This is a genomic window from Acinetobacter sp. ESBL14 (genome assembly GCF_036668815.1).
Classification (GTDB): domain Bacteria; phylum Pseudomonadota; class Gammaproteobacteria; order Pseudomonadales; family Moraxellaceae; genus Acinetobacter; species Acinetobacter gyllenbergii.
The window spans coordinates 101982-128874 of sequence record NZ_JAZEVS010000007.1 but is presented as its reverse complement, the minus strand read 5'-3'; the positions used below and the strand labels follow the sequence as shown (position 1 = coordinate 128874).

Sequence of the window (26893 nt, the reverse complement as noted above, 5' to 3'; positions counted from 1 at the left end):
TTCTTACTCTCTTTTCGAAAATTCCTATTAAGCCTCAAACTCGGAGTCAGTAATTCTATCGAGCTTCAGACGAAATAAATTGCAAAACCAACAAACATTAACAATAATTATAACAATAATATTTCTCATTTACATGGTTGTAGATATGAGCTTCTCCCCGCTATTCAAACGCACCCCTCTTTTTTTAGCCATCTCCACATTCGTCAGCATCAGTTCATACAGTCATGCACTTGAGGAAGGATCACAACAACTTCCAACCATCAAAGTTCAAGCATCACAAGACAGCGATGCCAGTGAAAAAACCAAAGCATATGCTATTAAAAATAGTGCAAGCGCCACCAAACTCGATATTGAAGCCAAAGAAATCCCACAAACAATTAATGTAGTAACACGCCAACAAATAGAAGATTTTGGCTTAACCAGTTCTAGAGATGTGCTCAACAATACCCCAGGCGTGACGGTTAATTCCCTTGAAACCGAACGCTCTGTTTATATGGCACGTGGTTTTGAAATTTCCAACATTTTGGTTGATGGGATTGGATTTCCTTCAGGCGAATGGAATTATAACGACACCAATCCAGACAGCTATTTTTATGATCGCATTGAAGTGATTAAAGGTGCGGATGCACTCACCAATGCTTTTGGTGATCCAAGCGCAACCATCAACTATATCCGTAAACGCCCCACCAAAGCATTCCAAGCCAATGCTGGGCTGAGCTATGGCTCATGGGATACGCAACGTTATGAGGCCGATGCCTCAGGTAGTCTGTCATCAAATGGTGCTGTACGTGGTCGTATATCTGGTTTCCAACAAACTGGTGATTCTCACTTAGACCGCTATTCTTCTGAGAAAAATGGCATTGCAGGAATTTTAGAAGCCGATCTAAGTGACTCCACCTTATTCACAGTAGGAGCTAGCCAAGAAAAAAATAAGCCCAATGCCAATAACTGGGGTGCTTTACCATTAATGGATTCAAATGGTAAACAAATCAGTTATGATCGCTCTTACAACCCTAATCCAGATTGGGCCTATTGGGACAACACATCTCGAAATGCTTTCTTTGAACTCAAACAGAAACTTTCCGAGTCCTGGTCAGCCAACCTAAACTATAACTATAATGAAAAAAATCGCGACAGCCGACTGCTCTACTATTATGGTTATCCGATGGCAAACGGCGCAGATGTCGATCTTACCGCCAAGGGCTTTCATGAAAAAAACAAACAACACAGTGTTGATCTTAATCTAAATGGAAAATTTGAATTATTTGGTCAACAACACGAAGCCATTATTGGCTATAGCTTTACCCAGAGCAAACAAAATGATGCTCAAATTGTAGGCGATATTCAAGACAGTAATATTGGCACATGTGTACGTGGTACAAGCCCAAATACTTACGAAGCCCAATGTACAACAGACTGGGCAAGTTGGACACCAAGTAATGTGTCTTGGGGCGCATTTACAAAAACAGCTGACTATACACAACGCAATCAATCAATTTATGCAGCGACACGCCTACACTTCAATGAGGATTTAAAATTAACCCTCGGTGCAAATTACGTCCAAGCCAAGAGCGAAGGCATAAGTTACGATGCACCTATGGTTTACGATGAAAATAAAGTTTCACCTTATGCAGGCATTACCTATAACTTCACTCCTGAATATACCGGTTATATGAGTTATACCTCGATTTTCCGCCCACAAACCGCCGTTGACAAAGCAACGGGCAAAGTTGCGGATCCAATTGAAGGTAAAAGCTATGAAGTCGGCTTTAAGAGTTCTTGGCTAGACAACAAGCTTACTGGGACACTGGCTGTATTTAGAACCGAGGAAAATAACTATCCGCTTCGCTCAACCGATAATCCTTCGATCAATCGTAAAGTTGAAATTAGTGACTTGCGCTCACAAGGTGTAGAAGTTGGTTTAGCCGGACAATTAACAGATCAAGTCAATGTTTCTCTCGGCTATACCCAGTTTAGCCTGCAAGATCTGAAGAATGGCGGAGCTGCACGAACTTACAACCCAACACAAAGCTTTAATCTATTAACGACCTACTCCCCTGCTCAGCTACCAAAATTAAAAGTCGGTGCAGGTGTGAAATGGCAAAGTAAAATCACCCGTTTTGACCCAAGCTATAGTACTTATCTTAAACAAAGTGATTATGCACTGCTCAATTTGATGGCAAGCTATGACATTAGTCCAAATCTTTCTATTCAAGCCAATGCCATTAATGTTACGAATAAAACATATTTAAACAGCTTTACTGATGGACAAGCCTTCTATGGCGCACCCGCCAATTACACTGTAGCATTCCGCTTTAAATACTAATTAAGCTCAATAAAAAGCCCCTTATTCAAAGGGGCTTTTTATTGAAAACTTTTAAGCCGCAACCGTGGTATTTGGCTTATTTGCTAAATAGGCATCTAAGCTTTCAATTTCAGTTGGTGCAAAGTTGAGACCCAATTTAGAACGTCTCCACAAAATATCTTGACTGGTCGTTACCCACTCAAAGCGGCATAAATAGTCCACTTCTTTGGCATACAAACCTTGACCAAAATGCTGACCTAACTGCTCAACCGACGTTGCCTCACCTAAAATATTCCAAATACGTGAACCATAAGCAGATGCCCAACGTTTTGCTAACGCTTCAGACGTATCCGTCACTTGTGCACGGATTTCATTTGCCAACTGCTCAGCAGATGCCATATTTTCGCCACCAGGCAAAGCTTCTGTTGCGGTCCAACTGCCCTTCATCTCAGGGAAGAAAGCTTTGAGCTGCTGCATGGCAGACTCAGCCAACTTACGATACGTGGTTAATTTCCCGCCAAAAACTGAAAGCAACGGCGCTTGATCATCAGACTCTTGTGACAATGCTAAAGTGTAATCACGAGTAATTGCAGATGGATTGTCCGACTCATCATCACATAATGGGCGTACACCAGCAAAAGTCGAAATAATATCAGCTTGTGTCAATTGGCTCTTAAAGTGTGCATTACTTACTTCAATTAAGTAATCAATTTCTTCTTGGGTAATTTTGACTTGCGCAGGATCACCTTGATATTCACGATCCGTGGTACCAATCATGGTGTATTGATCTAAATACGGAATTGCGAACACAATACGACGGTCATCATTTTGCATGATAAAGGCTTTATCACCTTCATACAGCTTCGGCACAATGATATGACTACCTTGAATCAAACGAATGCCATACGGTGATTTAAGCTGTAAATCTTGCTTAATGAATTGTGCCACCCAAGGGCCAGCCGCATTCACTAAAGCCTTGGCTTTGATCTGGAATTGACCTTTTTCATTTTCCAAATCAACAATCCAGTATTGACCTTCACGCTGTGCTGATAGGCAACGAGTACGTGTCACAATATCAGCGCCTTTTTCGCGGGCATGCATAGCATTTAGCACAACTAAGCGAGAGTCATCTACTGCGCAGTCTGAATATTCAAAACCACGAGTAATTGCAGTATTTAATGGACTGTCTTCTTTAAAATAAACGTTGTTCGAACCCAATAGTTTTTCACGCTTGCCCAAGTGATCGTAAAAGAACAATCCAGTACGAATCAACCATGCTGGGCGCAAATGTGGACGATGCGGCATGATAAAACGCATTGGACGGATAATGTGGGGTGCTTTTGCCAACAATACTTCGCGTTCAGCCAAGGCTTCACGTACCAAGCGAAACTCTTTATGTTCAAGGTAGCGTAAACCACCATGAATCAATTTACTGCTTGCAGAAGATGTATGGCTGGCCAAGTCATCTTTTTCACATAGGAATACAGATAAGCCACGACCCGAAGCATCTGCTGCGATACCAACACCATTGATACCACCACCGATCACAGCAAGGTCGTATATTTTGTCATTTGACTGAGGAGAAGTTTGCATAAGTCACCGCAAATGTTCATTATTGTTCAATAACGAACATTTAAACATGTAAAATGAAAACAAACAATAAAAAAACGTCAAAAAAATGCCAATTTCTAGGCATTTTTAGATAAATGGTCAAAACTGAAAATAGCAGCATTAAAACGAAGAGAATCTTTCAATATAAAGGCGGCGGATGCTTAGCGCTTAGTTCTTATTTGAAAAGACTTGAGCCAAATAGTCCTGACTCAAGAAAAGTAACAATTTTTCGAAAATGAAGATTTATTGGGCAACAATCAAGCCAACATCTAAATCGCGAATGGTTTTCATAAATTCATCATTTGGTTGTTGGTCGGTAAAAATACAATCGACTTGCTTGAGTGAGCCCAAACGAATCATGGCATTACGACCAAACTTACTGCTATCCGCAGCAAGGAATACCTGACGGGCACTCGATACAATCTCTTGCGAGACACAGACTTCTTGGAAATCAAAATCCAGCAGGGTGCCATCTTCTTCAATGCCACTAATTCCGACTAAAGCATAATCCGCTTTAAACTGTTTAAAGAAGTCTGCCGTCGCCTGACCAATCACCCCACCATCCGGACGGACACGTCCACTGGCAATCAACACCTCAAAATCTTCTTTGGTACTGAGGATTTTAGCGACATTAAGATTATTGGTAATAATTCGCAAACCCGTATGATTCAGCAATGCGTGAGCAATGGCTTCCGTAGTAGTACCAATATTGATAAATAAAGAGGCATAATCAGGAACAGCTGCAGCCACTGCGGCTGCAATCGTTCTTTTTTGTTCCAACATATGGCCAACACGCATCGTATATTCCGTGTTTTCCACACTTGAATCATGCGCTGCACCACCATGATAACGGCGAAGTAAGCCTTCATCGGCCAGTTGATTAATATCACGACGGATGGTTTGCGGCGTGACATCAAAATGCTGAGCAAGCTCTTCAATACTAATATAGCCACGCTCTCTCACTAATTCGAGGGTTTTCTGTTGGCGTAGTATCAAGCTCATGCTCATCCATCCTATGTTGTTTTAGTCATCTTTAATTGGGGTTATTTTAACTTAATCTTCCGCCCAATCACGAGTACGTCCGACTGCTTTTAACCAACCTTTATAGAGTTTTTCAGTCACATCCTGACTGCACTCTGGGGTAAAGGTATTCTCGATGGTCATTCTACTCTTCAATTCATTTAAATCCGACCAGAAACCGACCGCCAGACCCGCCAAAAATGCTGCACCCATACCTGTGGTTTCTTTCATCGCTGGACGTTCTACTGAAGTGCCCATGATATCGGCTTGGAACTGCATCAAGAAGTTATTCGCAGTTACACCACCATCGACACGTAAAGTACGCAATTTCTCACCCGAATCTTGCTGCATGGCATCTAGGACATCACGAGTTTGATAAGCAATCGACTCCAATGTGGCACGAATAATATGTTCGATGCTCACACCACGGGTGATCCCCAAAATCGCACCGCGCGCTGTTGGATCCCAATACGGTGCACCTAAGCCCGTAAAGGCTGGAACGACGTAAACCCCATTACTGTCTTTTACTTTAGTTGCATAATATTCAGAGTCGTGCGAATCATTAATCGCTTTCAGCTCATCACGCAACCATTGCACACAAGAACCGCCATTGAACACCGCACCTTCCAATGCATAGTTCACTTCACCACGTGGACCGCAGGCGATTGTGGTCAGTAAACCATGATCAGATTGAACAATGCGTTTACCTGTATTCATAAGCAGGAAGCAACCTGTACCATAGGTATTTTTTGCTTGCCCCACTTCTACACACATTTGTCCAAAGAGTGCAGCCTGCTGATCACCAGCAATACCAGCAATTGGAATCCCAATTTCTTGTCCGCTAATGGTATGGGTATAACCGTAGATTTCTGAAGAACTACGCACTTCAGGTAACATCGCTTTTGGAATATTCAGTGCTTTAAGTAACTTGTCATCCCACTGCAAAGTCTCAATGTTGAATAACATGGTGCGAGATGCGTTGGTATAGTCAGTGACATGCACTTGGCCATTGGTCAATTTCCATAGTAACCAAGTGTCAATCGTACCAAACAGCAACTCACCACGTTCTGCACGTTCGCGACTGCCTTCAACACGATCCAGAATCCACTTAATTTTTGTTGCAGAAAAATACGGATCAAGGACCAAACCAGTGACTTTATGAACATAAGCCTGCCAACCGTCTTGACGCAGTTGATTACAAATTTCATTGCTTTGACGGCTTTGCCATACAATTGCATTGTAAATAGGTTTGCCGGTCTGCTTATCCCAAATCACAGTGGTTTCACGCTGGTTAGTGATTCCAATTGCTGCAATCTGCTCACTAGAAATACCTGCTTGCGCTAAAGCTTCAACCCATACGGCGCTTTGTGTCGCCCAGATTTCCATTGGATCATGCTCAACCCAACCTGGTTGTGGGTAAATTTGCGTAAATTCACGCTGAGCAATACTGATGACATTCGCATCGTGATCCAATACGATCGCACGTGAACTGGTTGTACCTTGGTCAAATGCAACCACGTATTTCTTTTGACTATCTGTAGAGATCATGACATACCTATCCAGACTTGCTTATGTATAGTGCAATAAATTAAATGCCCGTTAAAAAACGGGCTCAAATACTACAAAAAAGCAATGACTTCTGTATTAAATAAAAAACTTGGCAGATTATATGCAAAATTGTTCGAAAACGAAAATTCTTTCTTGATATTTGAAGCTAAAAAACGATGAATAGCCTGTGTTTTAAAGATTCCTCACAATAAAAAACTTATTTTATGCGATACTAAAACCAGAAATAACAGGATCATTGATATGAAAAAAACCAATTTATTGTTAATTATGAGCGGTGCTCTTGTTCTTGCAGCCTGTCAAAGCAGTCCACATCAATACAATGGCACAACGGGTTATCAAATCGAAAATAAAACGGCCACTTCCGCGACTGTTGCCTATACTCTCGCGGCACGGAGCAATAGCGATTTAGATGAAAAGAAATTACAACATGCCTGCAAGCAAATTTTAGGTGCAGACAAGACCTATAAACTTGCAGTATTGAGTGTCAATGAGATCGTTAACCCAACCCAACAAGAGCAATACGGCGTAAAAATCGGTAATAGCCGCGCAACATTTGGCTTATCGAACTCACCCGATTTAAATAATAGTGAAGGCTATGCAACCCGTCAGGCACTTGAGGCACGTCCAAGCACTCTCAAAGTGGTTCGTTATACCTGTTCTTAATTTTATGACTTGATCAATAAAAATGGATGTATTCCATCATTGAGAATACATCCAACTCAGCCTAGCCTTTCAATACGTCATGAATCGAAAGATCTTTATCGAACACCGATTTTGCAAACGGGCATAGAGGAATGACTTTCACCTGACGTTCACGCACAAAACTAATCAACTCTTTTAACAACTTATGTCCGACACCTTGCCCACGAAATTGATCACTCACATCGGTATGATCAATAATGAGCATACTGTCTCCCGCCCATGTATAAGCCATTTCACCTGCGAGCACCTCGCCCTCAAACAGCTTAAATGCACCATGTTTCCCATCATCAGTCTGCTGGATACTCATACACCTTCCTTTTTTAAACATTCTTCTCTATAACAGCCCGAAGGCTATCTGTTTATTTCGTCTGAATGTTTTAGCATGCATACTGAACAGAGTGTGTTGAGATTTGATAACCTCAATACAATATAGCTTTTCACTAAGGCGTATTATTTGGTTCGGTAAAAACTAACATTTCTAAACTCTTTGGCTTCATCCAAATCTGGCCAAGTGCTTGCGCTACGCTCATCAATTTTTAGATATTGAGGATGACTAAAGTTTTTGACTCGACTATCCGCGACCCAAACCTCAGGTGCAAATTTTAAAAACTCATCCAGAAAGAAACGATTGGATTGGTCATACAGTACATCTGCCGCCAATAACACATCAACTTGTTCGGACTGGTACAAATCGTCCAGATACTCGAGTTCAACATCATTCAGCAAGGCATTTTCACGACATGATGCAAGACTTACGGGATCGATATCACAGCAAATGACGCGTTTAGCACCTGCCATTTTTGCCGCAATCGCAACGACACCCGATCCAGCGCCAAAATCTAACACAACCTTGTCTTTAACGTGATGCGGCTCAGCCAACAACCATTGCGCCATTGCCAGACCAGAAGCCCAACAAAAAATCCAATACGGTGTTTCATTCCAAATCCGTCGAATCACTTCATCATCTAAGCGGTCTGTTGGAAATACTGGCGGAATTAACCACAGTGAAATCGGCGTTTCAGGTAACTGCTGTGCGAGTAAATCAGTATTGGGAATCACCTGATGCAAGGCCTGTAACAAATGTTCAGGTGCTTTGGCAAATTGAAAAGTGCAACTCATATTTGTTTAATTCTAAAAAAACCCCTCTTCGCGAGGGGTTATTAATCGTTACGCTAATGCTTTTTCAGCAGCTTCTACAGTTTGACGAATCAAAGTCGTGATTGTCATCGGACCCACACCACCCGGCACTGGAGTATAAGCAGATGCGATTTCTTCGATACCAACCAATTGGATATCACCGACCCCACCGCCATCACGCGGATGGAAACCTGCATCAACTACAACTGCACCTTGCTTGATCCAGTCTTTTTGGATCAACTCAGCTTTACCGACTGCACCAACGATAATATCGGCTTGTTTAACCAATTCTGGCAGATTTTGAGTACGCGAGTGGCAAATCGTCACAGTGGCGTTGGCTTGTAAAAGCATCATCGCCATTGGCTTACCTAAAATAGCAGAGCGGCCTACCACGACAGCATGCTTACCTGCAATTTCAATTTTGTTTTCTTGCAAAATGGTCATGATGCCCGCTGGCGTTGCAGAACCATATGCAGCCTCGCCCATTGCCATACGACCAAAACCTAAACACGTCACGCCATCGACGTCTTTCGCCAACGAAATCGCATCGAAACATGCTCTTTCATCAATTTGTTCAGGCACTGGATGTTGCAACAAGATGCCATGTACATCTAGATTGGCATTTAATTTTTCAATTTCAGCCAATAATTGTTCAGTTGTGGTTTCTTTTGGAAGCTCAACTTTAAGCGAGTCCATACCAACACGGCGACAAGCATTGCCTTTCATACGCACATAAGTGGCAGATGCACCATCATCACCAACCAAAATGGTTGCCAAGATTGGGGTACGCCCCGATTTTGCTTTTAATGCTTCTACACGTACCAACAAATCCGTTTCAATTTGTTTTGCTAATGCACGACCGTCTAAAACCAATGCCACAGCGCATCTCCAAAGTGGGTATGAATCAATTGCGTAAATAATACATGATAATTTGAGCAATATTCTTTTAGATGTTGTTTTTATGTGCATATTCGCTCTAAACACTATTGTTTTTTTTTTAAAGGTTGCTAATATGTGCATCACCAAGAGATGGCGGGGTGGCAGAGTGGTCATGCAGCGGACTGCAACTCCGTGTACGCCGGTTCGATTCCGACCTCCGCCTCCATTGGTAAAGCCCGAGTGGTGAAATCGGTAGACACAGGGGATTTAAAATCCCCCGCCCACAAAGCGTGCCAGTTCGAGTCTGGCCTCGGGCACCATCTTTCAGCTACTGAAATATGGTGCAAATAAAAATCCAGCGTAAGCTGGTTTTTTTATGTCTGAATATTCCCCAATAATCTATAAGAGGCAACCTAAGTAGCCTCATGGTAAATTGTTCACTTTCAGTTTTAGCTGTAGTTTGCAACGATAAAACAAACAATCCATACGATAAAATAAGCAAGACTTTGATCTAGCGCTTTAGCACGTTGGAATAAATACACAGGCACTAACCACACCATACCTTTAAATTTTTCTGTTTTCACCCCAGCTTTGTCCAACCGTTTCTCATCTAGAATGGAAAGCATAATATTTAAGGCAATGGTAATTACAAAATAATAGCCCTCCTCTACCTTATAAGTCGCTAATTCAACATTACCCCCAGAGAATATACCTGCGATAAAATATTCAAGAAATAGCCCCAAAATAGGTGCAAAAGCCAATACCCACACCATGGTATTATTTACATGCTGTCCAGTTAATGGAGGTGGAAGAGTATTATCAACAAATTGATTCAACTCAGTTTTTTCTAAAAACACCCAATCCTTTAAACCTTTTCTCCATACCACAGTGTCTCGATGTAACCCTCCTGTTTGAATAAGATTAATCATTTGTGATTGTGAAATTGCCCCTATACGCTCCCCATTCTTTTCATAAAACCATTCATTAGCCAAATTTTCTTCAAGATTAAGGTTTTTTTCCATTATCTGCTTCCTATAAAAGTTACAGATTGAATATGTACAAGCTGTTTGACAGCTTATGTCAGTATTAAATATTTTTCTTATTTTTTTATATTTAATTTTTAAAATGACACTAGCTGTCATTCTCTTTATTTATAAATACGCCACATTAAACACCAATTAAAGAAAACATCATGATTATTGGACTTATTTTACATTATTCATCTTTGAATAAAGCAGGCATAGTTATTGATGAAAATTCTGTTCGCTATCAATTCTCTAGTGAAGAATGGCGAGAAGACATCGATTTAAAGTTGGGGTTTAAAGTCACATTTGATTTAAATCAGTATGATCAAGTCACTAACATTCGTAAGGAATGGCTTACCGTTTAAATCATCTCAAAGGCAAGAAATTAAATCTAAAATCTATTATCTGAGTACATACAGCTTTTAGTTAAAGTTTAACTAAAACCAAACTCAATCGTTCAGTTTTTTATTACCTCAGCCAATTCCACTTCAGCAGATTGATTTATCAGCTCTAAAAAATGATTAATTAAAATTATTAGAAAATCAAAAACCATAGATTTAATTTTAATCCAACTCATTTAATTGTTTACATACGATCAAATTTAACTCAATAAAATCATCCCAAACATACCGCTCTTTTAAATATTTTTTATAATAATCATCAACTCGACAAATTTCTGGTCGATTCTCATATATACCACATAAACGTGTATCTAAATCGTAGTAATGACAAACACCATCACCACGATCTAGATAAGCAGTCAATTCAGATAAATTGACATGACGGCAACATGCACCACATTGAGTACATGGAAACGGTTTCATTCTCTAGTTAGCCCCAATAACCAATTTGTTGTGCTATCCTGATTACCAGTTTCAAATGGCAAAACGATGCCTTGCTTTTCAACTTCTTGCTTCAACACTAGATTTTTTTCAAATTCTGAGCTTTTTCGCTCTAACTGAGATGCAAATTGTGATAATTCATTAAGGTCTAGTCCAAACTCTAATTGAGTTAACTCAAATATATATCGATCTAGTTCAGTATTTATTTCTTTAAAATGATCAAGAGTCCGTTCATATTTTGTTTTAAATCCATCCAAATACTCCCAAAACTTTAACATAATAGGACTTTGTTCAATAAAATAGCTCAAACCCAAGGTAATAATACCAGTTGCAAGAGCTGTAAAAAAACCACGAATCTCTGCACTTAAAAAAGGAAGTGCCTCTAATACAACTAGATTCTCATGAATTATCATCCCTGCAACAACACCTATACTCGCCGACAAAATTTTAAAAGTTGCTTTTGCAAGTTGGCCTGTACTTAAGTTTTCAGGATTAAAGAAAACTAACTTAGCAATATTAACTATATTCAACCATGTTTCACGAATCATCTTCCCCCAAATTTTTGTGGTTGTTAAAAATATATTTAATATAGTCGTCGTAATACTAGAAAATATTCCAGAAATTGTACCTGTTCCAAAATTTAATAAAAGATCTTTAAATCTTATCTTCACTCGCTCAACAATATTGATTATTGTTTCTTTCAAATCATTTAAAAAATCTAGAATTTTGAATTCAATCTTTTTATACTTTTCATAAATATTTGGTATCTGTTCTTTAAGTTCAAACCAAATTTCGGCAAAAACAAGACCAAGAGACTCTCTTAGCCCCATCTTAATTCCAGCTACACCTGCTGCATTTATACTTGCATTAAAAAATTTCGAGCTTGTATAATATGAATTAATCTGTTTTTCATTTTCAGCCCTTGCTTTTGCATCTACCTTTTTCATAGTATCAGGATTAACTTGCAGTAATTGCTCTAATCGTTCTTGCTGTACTTTTAGAGTGTTCAACGCTTGTTGATACTCATGTTTTTGTTGTGATGAATCTTGCGGCATACTCTCTAATTTGTTTTTTAACTTCTCGATATTCACCTCACGACTTGCTATAGATTGTTGCAATGGTTTCCCATCTCCTAGCAACTCTGTAATGGAATGCTTATTCTTTACCTTATTAATTGTTTCTCCAGTTACACACAAATTTGAGCTTTTATTTGCGAGCTCCACTCCATCAAGCCCTGCTAGGACTCGACCTGCATCATTATGAATTTCAACTGCTGCAATAACATGGTCTAAGTTTGTTTTTTCTTGCTTATTTTGAAAAGCAAATGTTTTATTATTTCTGTAGGCATCTTTAAGTTCACCAGATTTTTGTAATTCTTTATTTATTCTATTTGTTTCTATATAGTTTGCATGCCGATGATAAGCCTCTGAATCGTATTTTCCTCGACACTCATAATTTTGCATTTCTTGCTCTGTTGCCCATATCCCCTGCCTAACATTATGAATAGTATCAACATCACCACCTTTTTTATCTTCTAACAATAGAAAATCTAGACCAAAAGTCGTTACTAAACTTTTAGTCACAACTTTATTAATTTCTTCTGACCAATCAAATGCCTGTGCTACCATACCAACATCCAAAGTCATCCTTTACTTTATAAAAATAAAGGATGCATGATTATTTTTAATTAACGAGGATTTTTAAAATTATAAAAATCTTCACTTGCTGTTTCCAAAGCTTTATCCAATCTAGCTTTATCTAAAATCTGTATACCATCTGCATCAACTTGAATTTGAGGCAAATTATCATTACCTAAAATAGCCCCACCTTCAAAATCTCTTTTGACCTTAAATAATGGTGTCGAAATAAGCTTAGCCATAATAGCAGCGAGTATGATTCCATTTTGAATATATAAATTTGCAGTAGCGGTAAGATTTCTAATTTTTTCTTCATCACCATTTTTTACAATTTCATTTACATCCTTCAATAATTCAAAATACTCTTGAAAAATGACATATATTCTTTCTAATTCTGATGCAATTTTCTGAGCATATTGTTCTACCCTGAATAATTGCTCTTTTGCTTTATCCATTTTATCCACAGCATCAGCAATTTGTTGTTTAACATCTTGCGCATTTTCTAATGCTTTTGAACCATGTATCGCATAAGCAATACCAGCCACAGCCAATACAGGTGCAACTACAGCCCCACCTAAAACCATTGCCCCGCCAGCCATTCCCCACCCCCCAGCAGCTAGAGAGCCTCCTCCAATTGCAGCCATTGTTGCATTATATGCAGCTGCACCAGACAAAGCTGCTATTGGTGTCCCTGTGGAGGCTGCACCTAGCGCCATTACCCCACCATACACAGCAAATCCAGCTGCGGCACCAGATACCCCACCACCTACCGCCGTTCTCAAATAATCTGTTGCACTAATTGCAACCTCCTTAATTTGATTCAATTTATGCTTCGGAAGTTCAATTTTAGTATTTCCATATTTCTGAAAATTATTATTACGAAGTATCTCTTCAACTAACCGATCAAACTTATCAAAATCTTCACCTATTTTAAGTTCAAGCTCACCCAAACTCTCTAAGGCTTGACTAGTATTATTATTAACAACATCAAATACATCCTTCTTATTACGATAGAGTTTTTTTGACTCTTCAATAATATTGTCTGCACGGCTTTTGTCTTGATAACCGTCATACCCTTTTTTTGCACCAACTGCAGCAGCGATAGCAGCACCTGCTAAAATAAATGGTAATGGCATAAACCTCTCCTATCAGTTTAACTTTAATATTTACCGAGCTAAATATTTTTTTAGATCAGCTTCCAACTCATCCTGTAAATAATCAGGACTTATAATCTCCACATGTGGAATCCAATACCGTACTAAAGGCAAAAGCTGCATTGCATGACTGATTTTACAAGAAACATCCCAGCCGCCATCTTCTCGTTCTATCAGATTATCATCTTGCTCAGGCAAAAGTTTCCGTTGCTTAAAATGCGAGATAACATCTGCATGGATTTTTAATTTAACCTCAATTTTTTCTTGTCCAAACCAAATACTATTTTCATCTTCAAGCTGTTTTAATACATCTGGCTTATGTTCAAATCTTTCTAAATGGTGTTGTTCATAAGATTTGTTGATACGACTTACGCGATAAGTCCGCAATTTTCCTTTTCTTACGGCTGCTAAATACCAACTACCATGATGATGAATTAAACGATAAGGTTCTACGACACGTGACTCTCCATTATATAGAAAACCAATTTGTTGCTTCTTTTCAATTGCTTCTGACAATATATCTAATAGATGTTCGAATTTACTTGAATCTTCATGAGCATACCCCTTTGCTGCATAGGTAAGCTGACCCTGATTTAACAACTTAGTTAAAAATGGTGTAGCTAAATTTGGATATAAACTATGAATACCTGACATCTGAGCAAAGACTTTAATATCTTTTTGTTTAAACAGCCCCATTGATTTGGAGTCTAGATAATATCGCTGTTGATCATCTCGCAGTAAAACTAAATTTGCTGACTCTAAACGACCAATATCACGGAAAATAGTACGTTCACTAACATTCAGATCGTCTGCCAATGTTTTAATATCAAGTTTCATCCCACTATTTAACTTGACTAAAATCTTCGCTAAACGCTCAGCTAGTTGTCCACTTTTTTCAGAAACTTTTGCCATTATTTACCTAGTTTATTTGGTTTTACTCAATCTATGCTTATTATTCACATTACTCTGACAGGTTGTGTCACTCAGAATTAATATCTTTTATTTTTTCACTCAATTTTTATAAATCATTCCGCTTAAAATAAAACTGATATTATACTGATTAATTAATTATTTTTAGTTTTATTGTTTTTTTGAAGGACAGCAGCAGTTATTGCCAAATTTAGAAAAATAAAGTCACTTTATGACAATTAATGAGAACAACTATAAGATCTAAGAGAAACATAGATTAAAATGGCTAATTCATCGAATAATGAATTAGCCACAACAAAACAACTACGCGACTTGCTGCCCTGTTTTCAATGGCAATAAGTTTTTATCCAAGCTCAATTGATAACCACGGGTTTTATCAATCACATATTCAGGCTTTTTGATCGAATCGACATAAATCCACTGCGATTGAACCTGCGCAACATCAAATTGAACAATCAAATAGCCTCTTTGATTTAAATTGCAGTAATTCAACTCATCAATCAAAGTCGTGAATGCAAATTCAAACTGTTGCAACTGTGCCAATGGAATATTTAAGTATTTTTCCAAGCCCGGTGAAGATACTGAACTGGTTGCTAACTCTACCCCAACAAATGCACCATCTTTACTGTATAAATTTGATGACCATGCGTTATGCGTATCTCCCGCCAGCACCACGACTTTCTTCTTTAATTGCGCCAAAGCAGCATACACAATCTCACGCTCAGCAAAATAACCATCCCATGCATCCAAGTTATAGGGTGCAACCGTCAGAACACGTGCTTTTTCTTGTGTTGTTAAAGTCGGATCACCTTGTAATAATCGAATTTTCAATTTTACTAATTCAGTGATTTGGGCATTCATCTTATTTAAGGTATCTGTACTTGGATTACCCGCAGTAATTTCAGCCAAAGCAAGCAGCAGCTCAGCAGGAACCAACATCTTAGTCATTAGAATTTGCTGACCAAGCACATTCCAGTTTGCTGTCGACTGTTGCAGTTTTCCAATCAGCCAATCACGTTGGGTATAGCCCATTAGAGTACGTGCTGGATTGGTCAAATCTGCCTGGAATTTTGCAATATCCAAACCATTCGCTGTCATATAGTTGGCATAGTCCAATTGCTCATCACGCGCAATAATTCGCGTATCCAACATCGTTAATTGAACCAGATTACCAAAATCGAACTGACGATAAATCTTAGTATGTTGATCATCGACAGGACGGATTGGCATCCATTCGAAATAAGCCTGTAAAGCCGCGAGCTTACGATCAAGGAATGGTCCTTCGTTTGGCTGATGGTTTTCAGCCCCATCGCGCCATGCATCATTCGCAAGTTCATGATCATCCCAAATCACAATAAATGGGTGACGATGATGCAATGCCTGTAGATCTTTATCTTTACGATAGAGCGCATAGCGTTTGCGATAATCATCTAGTTTAATGATTTCCTTATTGTTGTCAGCTGCAAGTGTACGCCCCAGTTTAGCCGCATCTTCTGCTGCATAGCCATCTGCACCATATTCATAAATATAGTCCCCCAGATGAATAACTACATCAACATTTTGCTTGGCCATTTCACGATACACATAGAAATAACCTGCTGGATAGTTTGAACATGAACACACCGCAAAACTGACTTTTGTCGCACTGCTTGGCAATGTCTTGGTTTGTCCAACAGGTGAAACCTTATCGCCGAAGATAAACCGATAAAAATAAGACTGATCTGGTTTTAAGCCTGTGGCATCCACTTTTACAGTAAAATCTTGCGCTGCAGCCGTGGTAACTTTATCGGTTTTAATGATTTGTTTGAATTGCTGATCTAAAGCAATTTCCCATGTCACTTGCAGACGGGCACTACTCTCGCTTGGAGTCAAGCGCGTCCACAAGATCACGCGATCTTGTAAAGGATCACCACTGGCAACCCCATGTTCAAAACTCACTTGCAATGTTGCTGTTTCTTGATCTGAACTGTCATTACAGCCTGTAAATCCCGCAGATAAAGACAATGCCCCAAAACCGAATAGACTTTTTTGAATGAGTTCCCGTCGTGAAATTTTTGCTGTCATTTGGATAGCTACCTTAATTTTATCACTATAAGTAAATGATTGAAATTAATGGGCTTAGATGAAGCTTTGATCTCAATTTGATGAAAGAATCATGAAAATATGATGACAATGCTTAATTTTCATCAGATAAGCACATGAATTGATTGAAAAGAAAGCAAATAGCAAGTTTTGCTCTTGCCAAGGTTTAAAGTGTCCTCTATTATTGCGCACATGCCCGAGTGGTGAAATCGGTAGACACAGGGGATTTAAAATCCCCCGCCCACAAAGCGTGCCAGTTCGAGTCTGGCCTCGGGCACCATCTTCCAACTAGTGAAAGATGGTGCAAATAAAAACCCAGCGAAAGCTGGTTTTTTTATGTCTGAAATTTAAGACCCAGCATAAAAAAATGCCTTAATTCAAAAATTAAGGCATTCGATATTCTTGATTTAGAATAATAAATAATTACTCTACGCGAATAATTTTACCATTCTCATCGTGATGAACGATGCTGATCTTCTGCTGACGTCCTACCTGAATCTCTTGCTCCGGTAATTCGAAATAACGCGCATAATCAGGTAAGGTCTTTTCAACAGCATGCTTTTTATGCACACGTTTAGCAGGCAACAATCCCCACAACAATAATGCAACCGCGCACATAAATAATGCAGTGACACCATGCTCAATGCCATCACTAAATGCAGACATCAAACGTTGAGCAATATGCGTCTTTTGTAATTCAACCAACACCCATACTAAAATAAATGGACGCCATAACAGTAACCAACCCGCCCACATCATTGCAGTGGTGGTGGTTGAGAAGTAACGTTTATGCCATGGGAGCTGGCGACGTACATCAATAATCAAGCTATCTGCTTTCATTGCTTTTTACTCAGCAAAATGAATCTTTTCGATTCAACGAATTCCACGATCTGGGCTAATCCAACGGGCACGTTTCTCATCATTACGCAACAGCACCTTTGGAAAGGCGACGATTGTAGCAGTAATTGTGATCAACCAAAACACAAACGGGTACCAAATCATCCAATAATAATTTTTCCCTAGGTTTGGTTCATAACGACTATCCATCCATTTGCTTAAAGCAAACTGAATTAAACAGGTCGCACCTAATAAAATTCCACTACCGTATGGTAAAAATGGTGAACTCACCACCGCAAGAGCTGGAATTGCAAAGATAAAGTGCAATAACCAGATCACCGCCATGATAAGCATCAAATATGACCAAATGAGTGTCAAACATAGTTCAAACATCAACGGCCATAAAAAATTCAGTTTAGGCTTTAAAAACACATCAATATTTTTAACTAAGACCTGTGCGCCTCCCATCGCCCAACGTAGACGTTGCTTCCATAAACCATTTAAGGTTTCAGGCATCAAAATCCAGACCAAGGCATTCGGCTCAAAGCGGACATCCCAACCTGCACGTTGTAATTTCCATGTGATATCGATGTCTTCAGTCAACATATTCGGTGACCAATAATCCACTTGATGAACAGCGCTTTTACGAAAGGCCGTGATCACACCCGACACGGTAAATAACCGGCCAAAAGTACGTTGTGCACGTTTGATCATGCCGACAATCGAAGAGAATTCCCCGACTTGAATTCGTCCAAGTAAAGTCGAACGAGTCCGAATACGTGGGTTCCCCGTTACTGCGGCAACTGTTGGATCTTCTAAGAAATGTCGTATCATCCATTTAGCGGCATGTGGATCAAGCAAAGCATCACCATCAATCCCGATCAGAAATTCTGCATCGGTCATCAAGCTACCCGCTTGTAGCCCCATCGCTTTACCTTGGTTCTGTGCCAGATGTACCACACGTAATTTTTCATACTGTGTCGCCAATCGATCTAACACCTCACCCGTATTGTCAGAACTACCATCATTAATCGCAATCACCTCAAAATTCGGATAATCCAATTTGAGTGCATGGCTAATGGTTTCTTCAGCATTGTCCCCTTCATTAAAACAAGGGACTAATACCGCGACTTTGGGATACTCAGGCAAAGCCGCAGGTTGCTGATAGGGAGGATCTTGACGCTCTTTCCAATAAAAAATAATTGCGCCAACCATCCATAAATACGACATAAACAATGGATAGTAAAAAACAAATTTAATGGCATATGACCACAATAAAGCAATCCAACTCATCTACATTACTCGACTATGGTACTAATTGAGATGATTTTAGACCAAAAGCCTTATGCATAGTTTCTACATCTGGATGTCCTTTGATCGGATCATCTGGATAATAAGCGATATGCATTGCACCCTGCTCATATAAGGACTTAATCGTTGCCGCCATTTCTTCAGATGGTACTTTCTGGTCATTGCGCCAGTTTACCGCCTGTAATTCCATTACCGTCTTTTTAATGCCGTTTGGATACTGCTTCACACGATTCATAATGTCTGAATAGAATTTTGCAGGATTGTCCGATTGCTCCATATAAGGCATCGCCATAATCGCAGTAAAGTCATAACGATTTAGTGATTGCTCTAGAGATTGTGCATACCAATTTTCCGCATAAGCATTTAAAGCCACTTGCGCATAGAGATTACGAGCCGTCACCAAAAATGGCTGATACTGACGCACCTCTCCAGCCAATTCCATTGCGAAATCATCTAAATAATGGGTTTTATAAGCGGTCCACTTTTGCAAATCAGCATCATTGTCACGAATTTTAGCAAGATCTGTTGGCAAGCCTTGCTTGGCATATGCCGCCAACGCATCAGGACTGGCATCTTCATAATCTGACAAAGTCACATCATCATGGAACAACAAGCCATCAAACGGCGTTGATTTAGCCAAATCCTGATATATTTCTTTAATCGTTTGTCGTGCTGCTGGTGAGAATGGACTGAGACGAATATAGCCCATATTCAAATGCTCACCCGCTTTTGCTTGCTGGGTTTCCACTAAATCTTTCGACACTGGATCAGTTTTAGGCAGTTCCCACGCCAATAATGGCATCCATGCATATAGACGCTGTACAGGCGTACGGGTTTGAATTTGCCAAGCCACACGATTGAACAAATCTGCACGCATTGGAATATGACGATTTGGGAAATACACCATATCCGCAGAACCATTAGCATCTGGATCAGAAAAAGCCTGTAAATAGACCGTATTCACGCCCATACCATTAATACGATCAATCAAATGATCAAGATTGCGTTCTTGCTGCTTCTCATCTGGATCATAGATATAGTCCAAATCGACATGCATAATTTTTTGCGGTCGATTATTGTCATTGAGATTCAGTTCGCGGTTCTTAATCTCCTGTGCTAAAGCACTGGTTGACATATTACCCTGAATCAAAATACGACTCATATTTTGTAGTGATTGCTTGGCATGATCCGCCCCATCATCCAAAGTAATGGTAATCGGCATCCCCAACTGTTTGGAGGTTTGTACCAACTGCATATTATAGCGGCCATACGGCCAGACCATCACGCGTGGTGAACGTAAACCATGTGATTTTAAGAGGTCATTGTTCTTTTTTAAATCTTGATAAACGCGGGCTTGATAAGCTGCATCACTTTCATAACTCTTGGTTTTAGGGTCATAAATACGCGTAATCGCAGCAGGTTCTGAGTTTCCTTGTGGATTACCATTAATGCCTTGGTGTAAATGATAACTGTGGCTAGCGATTTCGACCAAACCACTGTCTTGCATTTCCTTGAGTTCATCCCAACTCAGGATTTTATTACGCTCAATCAGCTCACCACCAAAATCTACTTTTTGATTCTCTTTTGGCTCCAACCAAGATCCAACGACAGCCAAAACCACTGGAATTTTTTTCGCACGAATAATCGGATAGGCATTTTGATAAAATGACTGATAACCATCGTCCACCGTCAGCAAAATAGGTTTAGTTGGTAATTTATATTTACCTTGGTGTGCTTTGATCAGTTGATCAACATTAATAAAGTGATAGCCATTCTTTTTCAGCCAGTCGATGTGCTCACCAAACTGCTTGGCGGTGACCGCATAACTTGGAATCAGTGCATCTTTTCGATCTGTAATTTCGTGATACCCAATGACAGTCAATGTGGTTGCATCGATTTTTGGATTTGCCGCAAAAGTTGTGGTACTGGCAACCACCCCAAACACAAGACCTAAAAAAGTTTTTAACGTCGGGGACACTAAACGTGTTGTCATAGAGATATCGTCTCAAGATTAGAAATTCGCTGATCGCAGATCATGCCTGCATCATCTTACAATTTTATGGACAAATAAGATGTTTTTGATGGTCAGCTGGAAATACGGATTGTATTTATAATTTTAAAAGCTGAAAATAAACTTAAATGTATTTTTTATGAAATCAATCACATTTTAATTGAATATTTTTTGGTAAGGCCACCCCCCTATTTCAATATTTGAATTAGGGGGGATTTAAGCGTCGTCGTACGAGATTAATACTGTATTAATTGAAAGTTGGGATGGTCTGCGAGCTGCTGTAAATAGTGGCGCTCTTTTTGATAAAAATATTTATTCAGACGGTTCACCCACTCACCTCGGCGGAAGCTCTGAATTTTTTTATGCACGCCATCATAATCCAATAACACCACATTGCTGTCATTCTCCCCTACAGCTAAACGCGTGATTTTATAGTCATGTGGTGCATACTGATGCGAAGGCTGTAAAGACCTGAGGATTTCAACCTTATAATCACCATCCATCCAGTAATGTTTGTCCGTTAGCGCTTTTTCATTGACCCAAAAACCAGTCTGGGCGCCATCATGGGTATCAATCAGAAAAAAATGATCTAACTCTCTTAATAGTTCTGATGCAGTGATATCCAAATAATCATTCATATCGACCTCTACTCACTCAAATTCTTATCATTACTTTTTGCCACATTTTTATCATCGATGAACTATAGCTGACTTACCCCCATCAACCTATCGTCACCTAAAGCACAATATTTCACACCCTGAGAATACCAATTTATGCTTTAACAATAAGGGCCATAGAAAAATTGCTCTTTTAACTCAAAGATATACAGGACTGTATACAGAATCAATATATTTTTCTTGGGCTGTAATAAAATTCAGATGAAAGAAATGTTTTTAAAATCAAAATCTTATTATACAATTATTAATATTATTTTATCTTTATGATTTTAAAGCGATTTAGCCTAAAAAAACTAAACCGCTTCAATTCATTCAATCAAAACTGGTTATTCGTCGCGTGTTTTTACATCGAATAATTCAATTTCAAAAGTCAGATTAGCATTGGCTGGAATGATTTTGCCCATTTTACGTGAACCGTAGGCCAAATGTGCAGGTACGATCAACTTGCGCTTTCCACCCACACGCATACCCATAATGCCCTGATCCCAACCTTTAATCACACGACCTGTACCAATCACAGTTTCAAAGTAGTTGCCACGATCTAAAGACGAGTCAAACTTGGTTCCATCTTCCAACCAACCTGTATAATGAGTTGTGATCAAAGCACCACGAACCGCTTCTTTACCTTCACCTACCTTCAAGTCAATGATTTCTAATTCTGCACTCATTTCTATCTCTCCACATCACTCAAACTAAAATTATTGCAATTGTTGCCACTGAATGTCGACCTGTCCTTTGTCACTTAACAAAGTCCACTCACCATCCATAATATTCAACTGCAATTGCATGGTGCGTTCACATAACGCTTCAAGTGCTTGTGTGGTTTGTGGGGCCAATTGCCATACTTGCACATTACTTAAGGTTTTAATCTTGGTATTTTTCTGCCACCAATCATCCGATTGAGCGCCATAGGTCACCACTGCAACCTGTTTACAACGCGCACTGGCTTTTTTAACTTTATCTTCAGATGGACAACCGACTTCAATCCATTTCTCTAACAGCCCTGTCAGATCTTTTTGCCATAGTGCAGGCTCATCAGTTTCAAATAAATCTTTGGTAAATTCTAGACGTTCATCGGCAAAACGCGCATAAGCTAAAATACGCACCATTAAACGCTCAATGGTTTCAGAAGGATGCTGAGCAAGTGTGAGCTGATAATCTGCATAGATATGCTCATCCATATTGGCAATATTCAGATCTGCCTTATATATTGTTGCTTTTAGCGCCATAAACGATACTCTTCAATACGGTGTACTCAAATTTGGCGCTAAGCATACTCTATTTTACCCAGAAGCATGTGCGATTTGATCATGTTGATCATCAATCGGATTGATACGGCACCGCAATAATTGTGTTTCAAAAGCCAACCAGTCTCGTGTTGACTGACAAATCAGCTCAATTCGATTGTCGATGCTTTCCTCAGCCGATTTATAGTTAAACTGCTGCGGGTTAAAGTTAAAGCTTTTCCAACCTTGCTCAGTATTAAATATACCTTTAATACGCACCCAATCCTGCTGAGCACATAATAGATCCAACAAATCATAGAAGTTAAACTGCCAGCGTTTAGGCAGTTTCCAACCTGCTACCGTATAACCTTGCGTCGTTTCCACATAATGGTATGGCAGCTGTTTTATTTCAGGCAGCGGTTCAACAGCTTGCGTTTGCTGCAATCTTAATAAGGGTTGGATCTTACGTTGTACAGGTTGCTGCTGAATATCCAATTGTTGAATCTGTACTTGCCCATTTTCAGCTTCAATCCAATGCTGGACATAAGTGTCATATTCTTGTTTTAAAGCCACATAGGCTTGATGATCTGCTGCGGTCATACAATCGATATGCGACAACACCACGATTTGTGCTGCTTTTAATTGATCTGTATATAAATTCTGTTTGGCCCAGTCTTGGTCATGTAGGCGACTACCATCCACAACAATGACTAAAGCTCGCATAGCCAAACTACTCTGCCAATGCGGTTCAGTCAGTTGTTCTAATAATTGTGCGGGATGGCCTAAACCTGTGGGTTCGATAAATAAACGATCCGGTTTGCTATCACTCAGCAGGCGGGACAATGCAATTTGCATCGGTAATTGACTGCTACAACACAAGCAGCCTCCCAACAATTCTTTTACCGCATAGCCTTGTTGCTGAGTAATCAGTTGCTGATCAACACCAATCTGCCCGAACTCATTCATCAGAACTGCCCAGACCTCATGTTCTGGTTTCTGAGCCAATAAATGCTGCAATAATGTGGTCTTACCCGCTCCTAAAAAACCAGAAATAATATGGGTAGGCACTGTTTTCGGAGCAACAAGCTTCACGATAGACTCGCATTAAAAATTTATTTCATTCTAAAGCGAAAAATTGATGAAATAAAATAAAGAATGGTTTTACCCATAATTAGATACACACCCCATCAATCAAAAATAAAGTGATATAAATCACAATTAAAATCTAAAAATCTTATTTAAATATTCAATATAAATGGTTTATTCAATTAAGCATTTTTTAGAAAACCAAACTTAATGTTTAAAACACGTAAAATTAGCGATTATTTTTTAATCAAAAAAACATATTTACATACATTTTCATCCTTAATTTCTCCATCCTGTTTTACATAGCAGCTACAAAACAGCACGCAATATTTCATATTGTTAAGATAGTCGTAATAGATTGTTAAGAATATTGCCGCAAATGGGTTTGGCACATAGCATGAACCTCATGCCGAAATTGAGAGATTTGGATTAACCGAATCATCCCATGAAGGTTGTTATTTTTAAATGAAATAAGGATGCCAAACATGAAACTGATTAAAACTGTTCTTGCAACTACACTTACTCTTGCAGCAGCGTCTACATTTGCAGCACCAGTAGAAGCTCAAACTGAAGAAAAAGTCGTTGTTTCTACTCAAGAACAACCTGAAACTCAAGGTCAAGCTGCAACTGATGTAGCAGCAGCTGAAGCGCCTGCATCGACACCAGCACCAACAAACTAATTAGATCTCAAGGTTCCTCCAGTTCCTTAGACTCACATTGGTAATGATTTAACCCTTACTTCATTACCAATGTAAAAAAAAGATCGAACCATGCTGCGGTTCGATCTTTTTTGCATCAGCACTCTATTAAAAACTGAGTACTAAGGGGTTTTCTTAAAAACACTGCATGAAGGTTGATGAACTTCTTGCAACCGTATTGCCTTACGCTGCTCAGCAGCTTCAAAACGACAACGCTTCCATTCTGTATCCAAATTTAGCTGTGGAACTTCTTTTGGCTTACGCTGTTCATCTACGGCAACCATGGTGAAATAACAAGTATTGGTATGTCGAATTGTCCGCTTTTGAATATTTTGCGCTTCAACACGAATGCCGATTTCCATTGAAGTACGGCCGACATGATTGACACTGGCAAGGAAAGTTACCAATTCACCGACATAGATGGGTTCTTTAAAATTGACGCGATCAACCGACATGGTTACCACATAGCTACCTGAATATCGACTGGCACATGCATAAGCCACTTGATCGAGCAACTTGAGAATCGTTCCACCATGAACATTACCTGAAAAGTTTGCCATATCAGGTGTCATTAAAACCGTCATCGTCAACTCAGACTGGTCATCAGGTGCTTGGTTTGCTTGATCTAATTGATACATGAGAGCTCATTGAGAATGCAACATTGTTATTATCGTTCATTCATGCGCGTAAAAATATGCGCAAAATGATAAAACATCATCAATTATTTTTATATTCTATCTATCATTCAATTCAAAATTATGACAATGAAACTGTTTTTATCCAAATACGCTCTTCAAACTGATGGATGAATGAAATAAAAAACAGCTTCAATATCAGATATATTAAATCAAGCTAGAAGGTAATTAACTCAAATTAGCTGAACGGATCAGACCAACGATACCATTTACAATCATATCAATTGCAATCGTACCAATCAGCAAAGCAGATAAACGTCCGACAATATCAAAATAGCGATCGATATATTTTGCATGTTTATAGCGTAAATGATCATGACCAAACTTCATCAAGATCAAAATACTACAGGTTAGAATCAAGGTAATTGCAATAACAGCCATTGCCCCTGTAAAAGGTACACTCACCCCAGTCACCACCGCCGCACTAATTGTGCCTGGACCGATCATAAATGGCATCGCGATAGTACCCGCCAGATGTTCAGGCGCACCCCGCATTTCTCCGATCGTTTCTGCACCCTGGAATACATAACGGTAACCAATGACCAAGAAAATTAAGCCACCAAAAATTTGAAAAGATTCGAAACGAACATTCAAATAGCGACTAAAAATATTCTCACCGCCCCAGGCAAATAGAATAAATACCCCGAAGGCAATCAAACTCCCCTGTATCAAGGCTTTACTAAATACCTTTGCATCGGTATTACGGATCATCCCGACCATATAAACACTCATCAGGAAGGGATTTAGCAATGAGAAAAATAATGCAAACGCATGAATATAAGGAGAAAACATAATGGTCTCTTTCATCTGCGAAAAACTTAACTGCCTGCAATCACAGGCAACGTTTAGAATAGCAATACAAAATTAATTTAGGGCTTGCTTACAGCCTACTGTGGCATTCTTTAAAGAATCATCTTTATTCAGATCAAGATTAACCCCTAATCCCAATAGACTCATGTGAATGTTGGCCTTGCTATTATTCAACGCTTTGACTTTAAACTTGACCCCTTTATCACTGTATAGGGTGTTATCGACCAACTTTACCCGATAAGACATAACTTCCTTACGGTCATCCATACACAGCAGCCCACTGCCTTGACGGTTCAGACTTAACGCGACTGATGCAGCACCCGCTTCACCGGTCCAACTTCCAGCAAATGGAATCGGGGTTGTGGTGAGCTGGTTAAATTGAGCAGGCGACATTGTTGTAATCGAGGTACAGCCCACTAAAGCAAATGCAAAAATAACGGGGAATAAAATCTTTTTCACAACCATCACCTAAAACGATAAAAATCAAATAATTCTTAACATTTTCACATATCAGCACTTTTTTAATTTGTACTCCATGTATATGACAAGTATCGGAAATGTAAAAACAGTTTAAATAAATCCCAATCCAAGATTTATATTCAATTTCATTTTTTGAATTAGCTTTTATCAAGACAACTACAATTTAATA

Annotated in this window: 26 protein-coding genes and 3 tRNA genes; 7 read left to right on the top strand and 22 right to left on the bottom strand. The window is 39.3% G+C overall.

The window, feature by feature from the left end:
• Nucleotides 1-133: 133 nt before the first annotated feature.
• Nucleotides 134-2326: a TonB-dependent siderophore receptor gene (locus V6E90_RS18735; RefSeq protein WP_332606165.1), complete on the top strand. Its 2193-nt coding sequence runs from the start codon at nucleotides 134-136 to the stop codon at nucleotides 2324-2326.
• Between the two features lie 51 nt (nucleotides 2327-2377).
• On the opposite strand, the gene glpD is transcribed toward V6E90_RS18735, so the two are convergent.
• The 3 genes from glpD to glpK form a co-directional block, all read right to left on the bottom strand.
• A complete protein-coding gene (gene glpD / locus V6E90_RS18730; RefSeq protein WP_332606164.1) occupies nucleotides 2378-3898 on the bottom strand; it encodes a glycerol-3-phosphate dehydrogenase in 1521 nt (506 codons plus the stop codon).
• Nucleotides 3899-4159: 261 nt separating this feature from the next.
• Complete coding sequence (locus tag V6E90_RS18725; RefSeq protein ID WP_004652022.1) at nucleotides 4160-4918, bottom strand: DeoR family transcriptional regulator; 759 nt, start codon at nucleotides 4916-4918, stop codon at nucleotides 4160-4162.
• 51 nt (nucleotides 4919-4969) lie between these two features.
• Nucleotides 4970-6484, bottom strand: a complete 1515-nt coding sequence (glpK, locus tag V6E90_RS18720) for a glycerol kinase GlpK (protein WP_016541215.1) — start codon at nucleotides 6482-6484, stop codon at nucleotides 4970-4972.
• A gap of 261 nt (nucleotides 6485-6745) precedes the next feature.
• On the opposite strand from glpK, the gene V6E90_RS18715 reads away from it, so the two are divergent.
• Nucleotides 6746-7168: a hypothetical protein gene (locus V6E90_RS18715; protein ID WP_016541214.1), complete on the top strand. Its 423-nt coding sequence runs from the start codon at nucleotides 6746-6748 to the stop codon at nucleotides 7166-7168.
• 61 nt (nucleotides 7169-7229) lie between these two features.
• On the opposite strand, the gene V6E90_RS18710 is transcribed toward V6E90_RS18715, so the two are convergent.
• The 3 genes from V6E90_RS18710 to folD all read right to left on the bottom strand — a co-directional run bounded on the left by V6E90_RS18710 (nucleotide 7230) and on the right by folD (nucleotide 9223).
• A complete protein-coding gene (locus V6E90_RS18710; protein ID WP_332606163.1) occupies nucleotides 7230-7514 on the bottom strand; it encodes a GNAT family N-acetyltransferase in 285 nt (94 codons plus the stop codon).
• A 143-nt stretch (nucleotides 7515-7657) separates the two neighbouring features.
• A complete protein-coding gene (locus tag V6E90_RS18705; RefSeq protein ID WP_004801487.1) occupies nucleotides 7658-8326 on the bottom strand; it encodes a class I SAM-dependent methyltransferase in 669 nt (222 codons plus the stop codon).
• Nucleotides 8327-8374: 48 nt separating this feature from the next.
• The gene (folD, locus tag V6E90_RS18700; RefSeq protein WP_005208138.1) at nucleotides 8375-9223 is read right to left on the bottom strand and encodes a bifunctional methylenetetrahydrofolate dehydrogenase/methenyltetrahydrofolate cyclohydrolase FolD; all 849 of its coding nucleotides are present in this window, start codon (nucleotides 9221-9223) and stop codon (nucleotides 8375-8377) included.
• Between the two features lie 152 nt (nucleotides 9224-9375).
• Between folD and V6E90_RS18695 the strand changes: the two genes are divergently transcribed.
• Together V6E90_RS18695 and V6E90_RS18690 are read left to right on the top strand one after the other, a co-directional pair.
• Nucleotides 9376-9449: transfer RNA gene (locus tag V6E90_RS18695), tRNA-Cys, on the top strand.
• Nucleotides 9450-9457: 8 nt separating this feature from the next.
• Nucleotides 9458-9543, top strand: a tRNA-Leu gene (locus V6E90_RS18690).
• A 129-nt stretch (nucleotides 9544-9672) separates the two neighbouring features.
• On the opposite strand, the gene V6E90_RS18685 is transcribed toward V6E90_RS18690, so the two are convergent.
• Complete coding sequence (locus tag V6E90_RS18685) at nucleotides 9673-10245, bottom strand: DUF4339 domain-containing protein (RefSeq protein WP_332606162.1); 573 nt, start codon at nucleotides 10243-10245, stop codon at nucleotides 9673-9675.
• A 170-nt stretch (nucleotides 10246-10415) separates the two neighbouring features.
• Here V6E90_RS18685 and V6E90_RS18680 point away from each other — a divergent pair, with 170 nt between their 5' ends.
• Nucleotides 10416-10613 carry a hypothetical protein gene (locus V6E90_RS18680; protein WP_016541210.1) on the top strand — a complete coding sequence of 66 codons (198 nt, stop codon included), beginning with the start codon at nucleotides 10416-10418 and terminating at the stop codon, nucleotides 10611-10613.
• Nucleotides 10614-10811: 198 nt separating this feature from the next.
• On the opposite strand, the gene V6E90_RS18675 is transcribed toward V6E90_RS18680, so the two are convergent.
• The 5 genes from V6E90_RS18675 to V6E90_RS18655 all read right to left on the bottom strand — a co-directional run bounded on the left by V6E90_RS18675 (nucleotide 10812) and on the right by V6E90_RS18655 (nucleotide 16875).
• Nucleotides 10812-11072, bottom strand: coding sequence for a YkgJ family cysteine cluster protein (locus V6E90_RS18675; protein ID WP_016541209.1), 261 nt, complete (start codon nucleotides 11070-11072; stop codon nucleotides 10812-10814).
• Nucleotides 11069-12718, bottom strand: a complete 1650-nt coding sequence (locus V6E90_RS18670) for a DNA repair protein (RefSeq protein ID WP_332606161.1) — start codon at nucleotides 12716-12718, stop codon at nucleotides 11069-11071. The genes V6E90_RS18675 and V6E90_RS18670 overlap by 4 nt, the downstream gene beginning before the upstream one ends.
• 59 nt (nucleotides 12719-12777) lie before the next feature.
• Complete coding sequence (locus V6E90_RS18665) at nucleotides 12778-13863, bottom strand: hypothetical protein (protein ID WP_016541207.1); 1086 nt, start codon at nucleotides 13861-13863, stop codon at nucleotides 12778-12780.
• A 30-nt stretch (nucleotides 13864-13893) separates the two neighbouring features.
• Nucleotides 13894-14793 (bottom strand): helix-turn-helix transcriptional regulator, encoded by a 900-nt coding sequence (locus V6E90_RS18660; RefSeq protein WP_065343422.1) that lies wholly within the window; start codon nucleotides 14791-14793, stop codon nucleotides 13894-13896.
• Between the two features lie 321 nt (nucleotides 14794-15114).
• Entirely contained in the window at nucleotides 15115-16875 is a 1761-nt protein-coding gene (locus tag V6E90_RS18655; protein ID WP_332606160.1) for an alkaline phosphatase D family protein, read from the bottom strand.
• A gap of 212 nt (nucleotides 16876-17087) precedes the next feature.
• Here V6E90_RS18655 and V6E90_RS18650 point away from each other — a divergent pair.
• Nucleotides 17088-17173 (top strand) — tRNA-Leu (locus tag V6E90_RS18650).
• A gap of 143 nt (nucleotides 17174-17316) precedes the next feature.
• On the opposite strand, the gene pgaD is transcribed toward V6E90_RS18650, so the two are convergent.
• From pgaD to V6E90_RS18615, 7 genes are all read right to left on the bottom strand, one after another.
• Nucleotides 17317-17733, bottom strand: a complete 417-nt coding sequence (pgaD, locus tag V6E90_RS18645; protein ID WP_016541204.1) for a poly-beta-1,6-N-acetyl-D-glucosamine biosynthesis protein PgaD — start codon at nucleotides 17731-17733, stop codon at nucleotides 17317-17319.
• Between the two features lie 33 nt (nucleotides 17734-17766).
• The gene (pgaC, locus tag V6E90_RS18640) at nucleotides 17767-19023 is read right to left on the bottom strand and encodes a poly-beta-1,6-N-acetyl-D-glucosamine synthase (protein WP_016541203.1); all 1257 of its coding nucleotides are present in this window, start codon (nucleotides 19021-19023) and stop codon (nucleotides 17767-17769) included.
• A 13-nt stretch (nucleotides 19024-19036) separates the two neighbouring features.
• On the bottom strand, nucleotides 19037-21034 hold the full coding sequence (gene pgaB / locus V6E90_RS18635; protein WP_332606159.1) for a poly-beta-1,6-N-acetyl-D-glucosamine N-deacetylase PgaB: 1998 nt from the start codon (nucleotides 21032-21034) through the stop codon (nucleotides 19037-19039).
• 254 nt (nucleotides 21035-21288) lie between these two features.
• Entirely contained in the window at nucleotides 21289-21690 is a 402-nt protein-coding gene (locus tag V6E90_RS18630; RefSeq protein ID WP_016541201.1) for a hypothetical protein, read from the bottom strand.
• 365 nt (nucleotides 21691-22055) lie between these two features.
• Complete coding sequence (locus V6E90_RS18625; protein WP_004652009.1) at nucleotides 22056-22397, bottom strand: FKBP-type peptidyl-prolyl cis-trans isomerase; 342 nt, start codon at nucleotides 22395-22397, stop codon at nucleotides 22056-22058.
• A 30-nt stretch (nucleotides 22398-22427) separates the two neighbouring features.
• The gene (locus tag V6E90_RS18620) at nucleotides 22428-22958 is read right to left on the bottom strand and encodes a YaeQ family protein (protein WP_016541200.1); all 531 of its coding nucleotides are present in this window, start codon (nucleotides 22956-22958) and stop codon (nucleotides 22428-22430) included.
• 54 nt (nucleotides 22959-23012) lie between these two features.
• Entirely contained in the window at nucleotides 23013-24047 is a 1035-nt protein-coding gene (locus tag V6E90_RS18615; protein WP_332606158.1) for a CobW family GTP-binding protein, read from the bottom strand.
• Nucleotides 24048-24526: 479 nt separating this feature from the next.
• Here V6E90_RS18615 and V6E90_RS18610 point away from each other — a divergent pair, with 479 nt between their 5' ends.
• On the top strand, nucleotides 24527-24721 hold the full coding sequence (locus V6E90_RS18610; RefSeq protein WP_016541198.1) for a hypothetical protein: 195 nt from the start codon (nucleotides 24527-24529) through the stop codon (nucleotides 24719-24721).
• 140 nt (nucleotides 24722-24861) lie between these two features.
• Here V6E90_RS18610 and V6E90_RS18605 read toward each other — a convergent pair whose 3' ends face one another.
• The 3 genes from V6E90_RS18605 to V6E90_RS18595 form a co-directional block, all read right to left on the bottom strand.
• A complete protein-coding gene (locus V6E90_RS18605; protein WP_016660206.1) occupies nucleotides 24862-25377 on the bottom strand; it encodes an acyl-CoA thioesterase in 516 nt (171 codons plus the stop codon).
• Nucleotides 25378-25602: 225 nt separating this feature from the next.
• Nucleotides 25603-26226, bottom strand: coding sequence for a MarC family protein (locus V6E90_RS18600; protein WP_016541197.1), 624 nt, complete (start codon nucleotides 26224-26226; stop codon nucleotides 25603-25605).
• Between the two features lie 72 nt (nucleotides 26227-26298).
• A complete protein-coding gene (locus V6E90_RS18595; RefSeq protein ID WP_016660205.1) occupies nucleotides 26299-26709 on the bottom strand; it encodes a J517_1871 family lipoprotein in 411 nt (136 codons plus the stop codon).
• Between the last annotated feature and the right edge of the window lie 184 nt (nucleotides 26710-26893).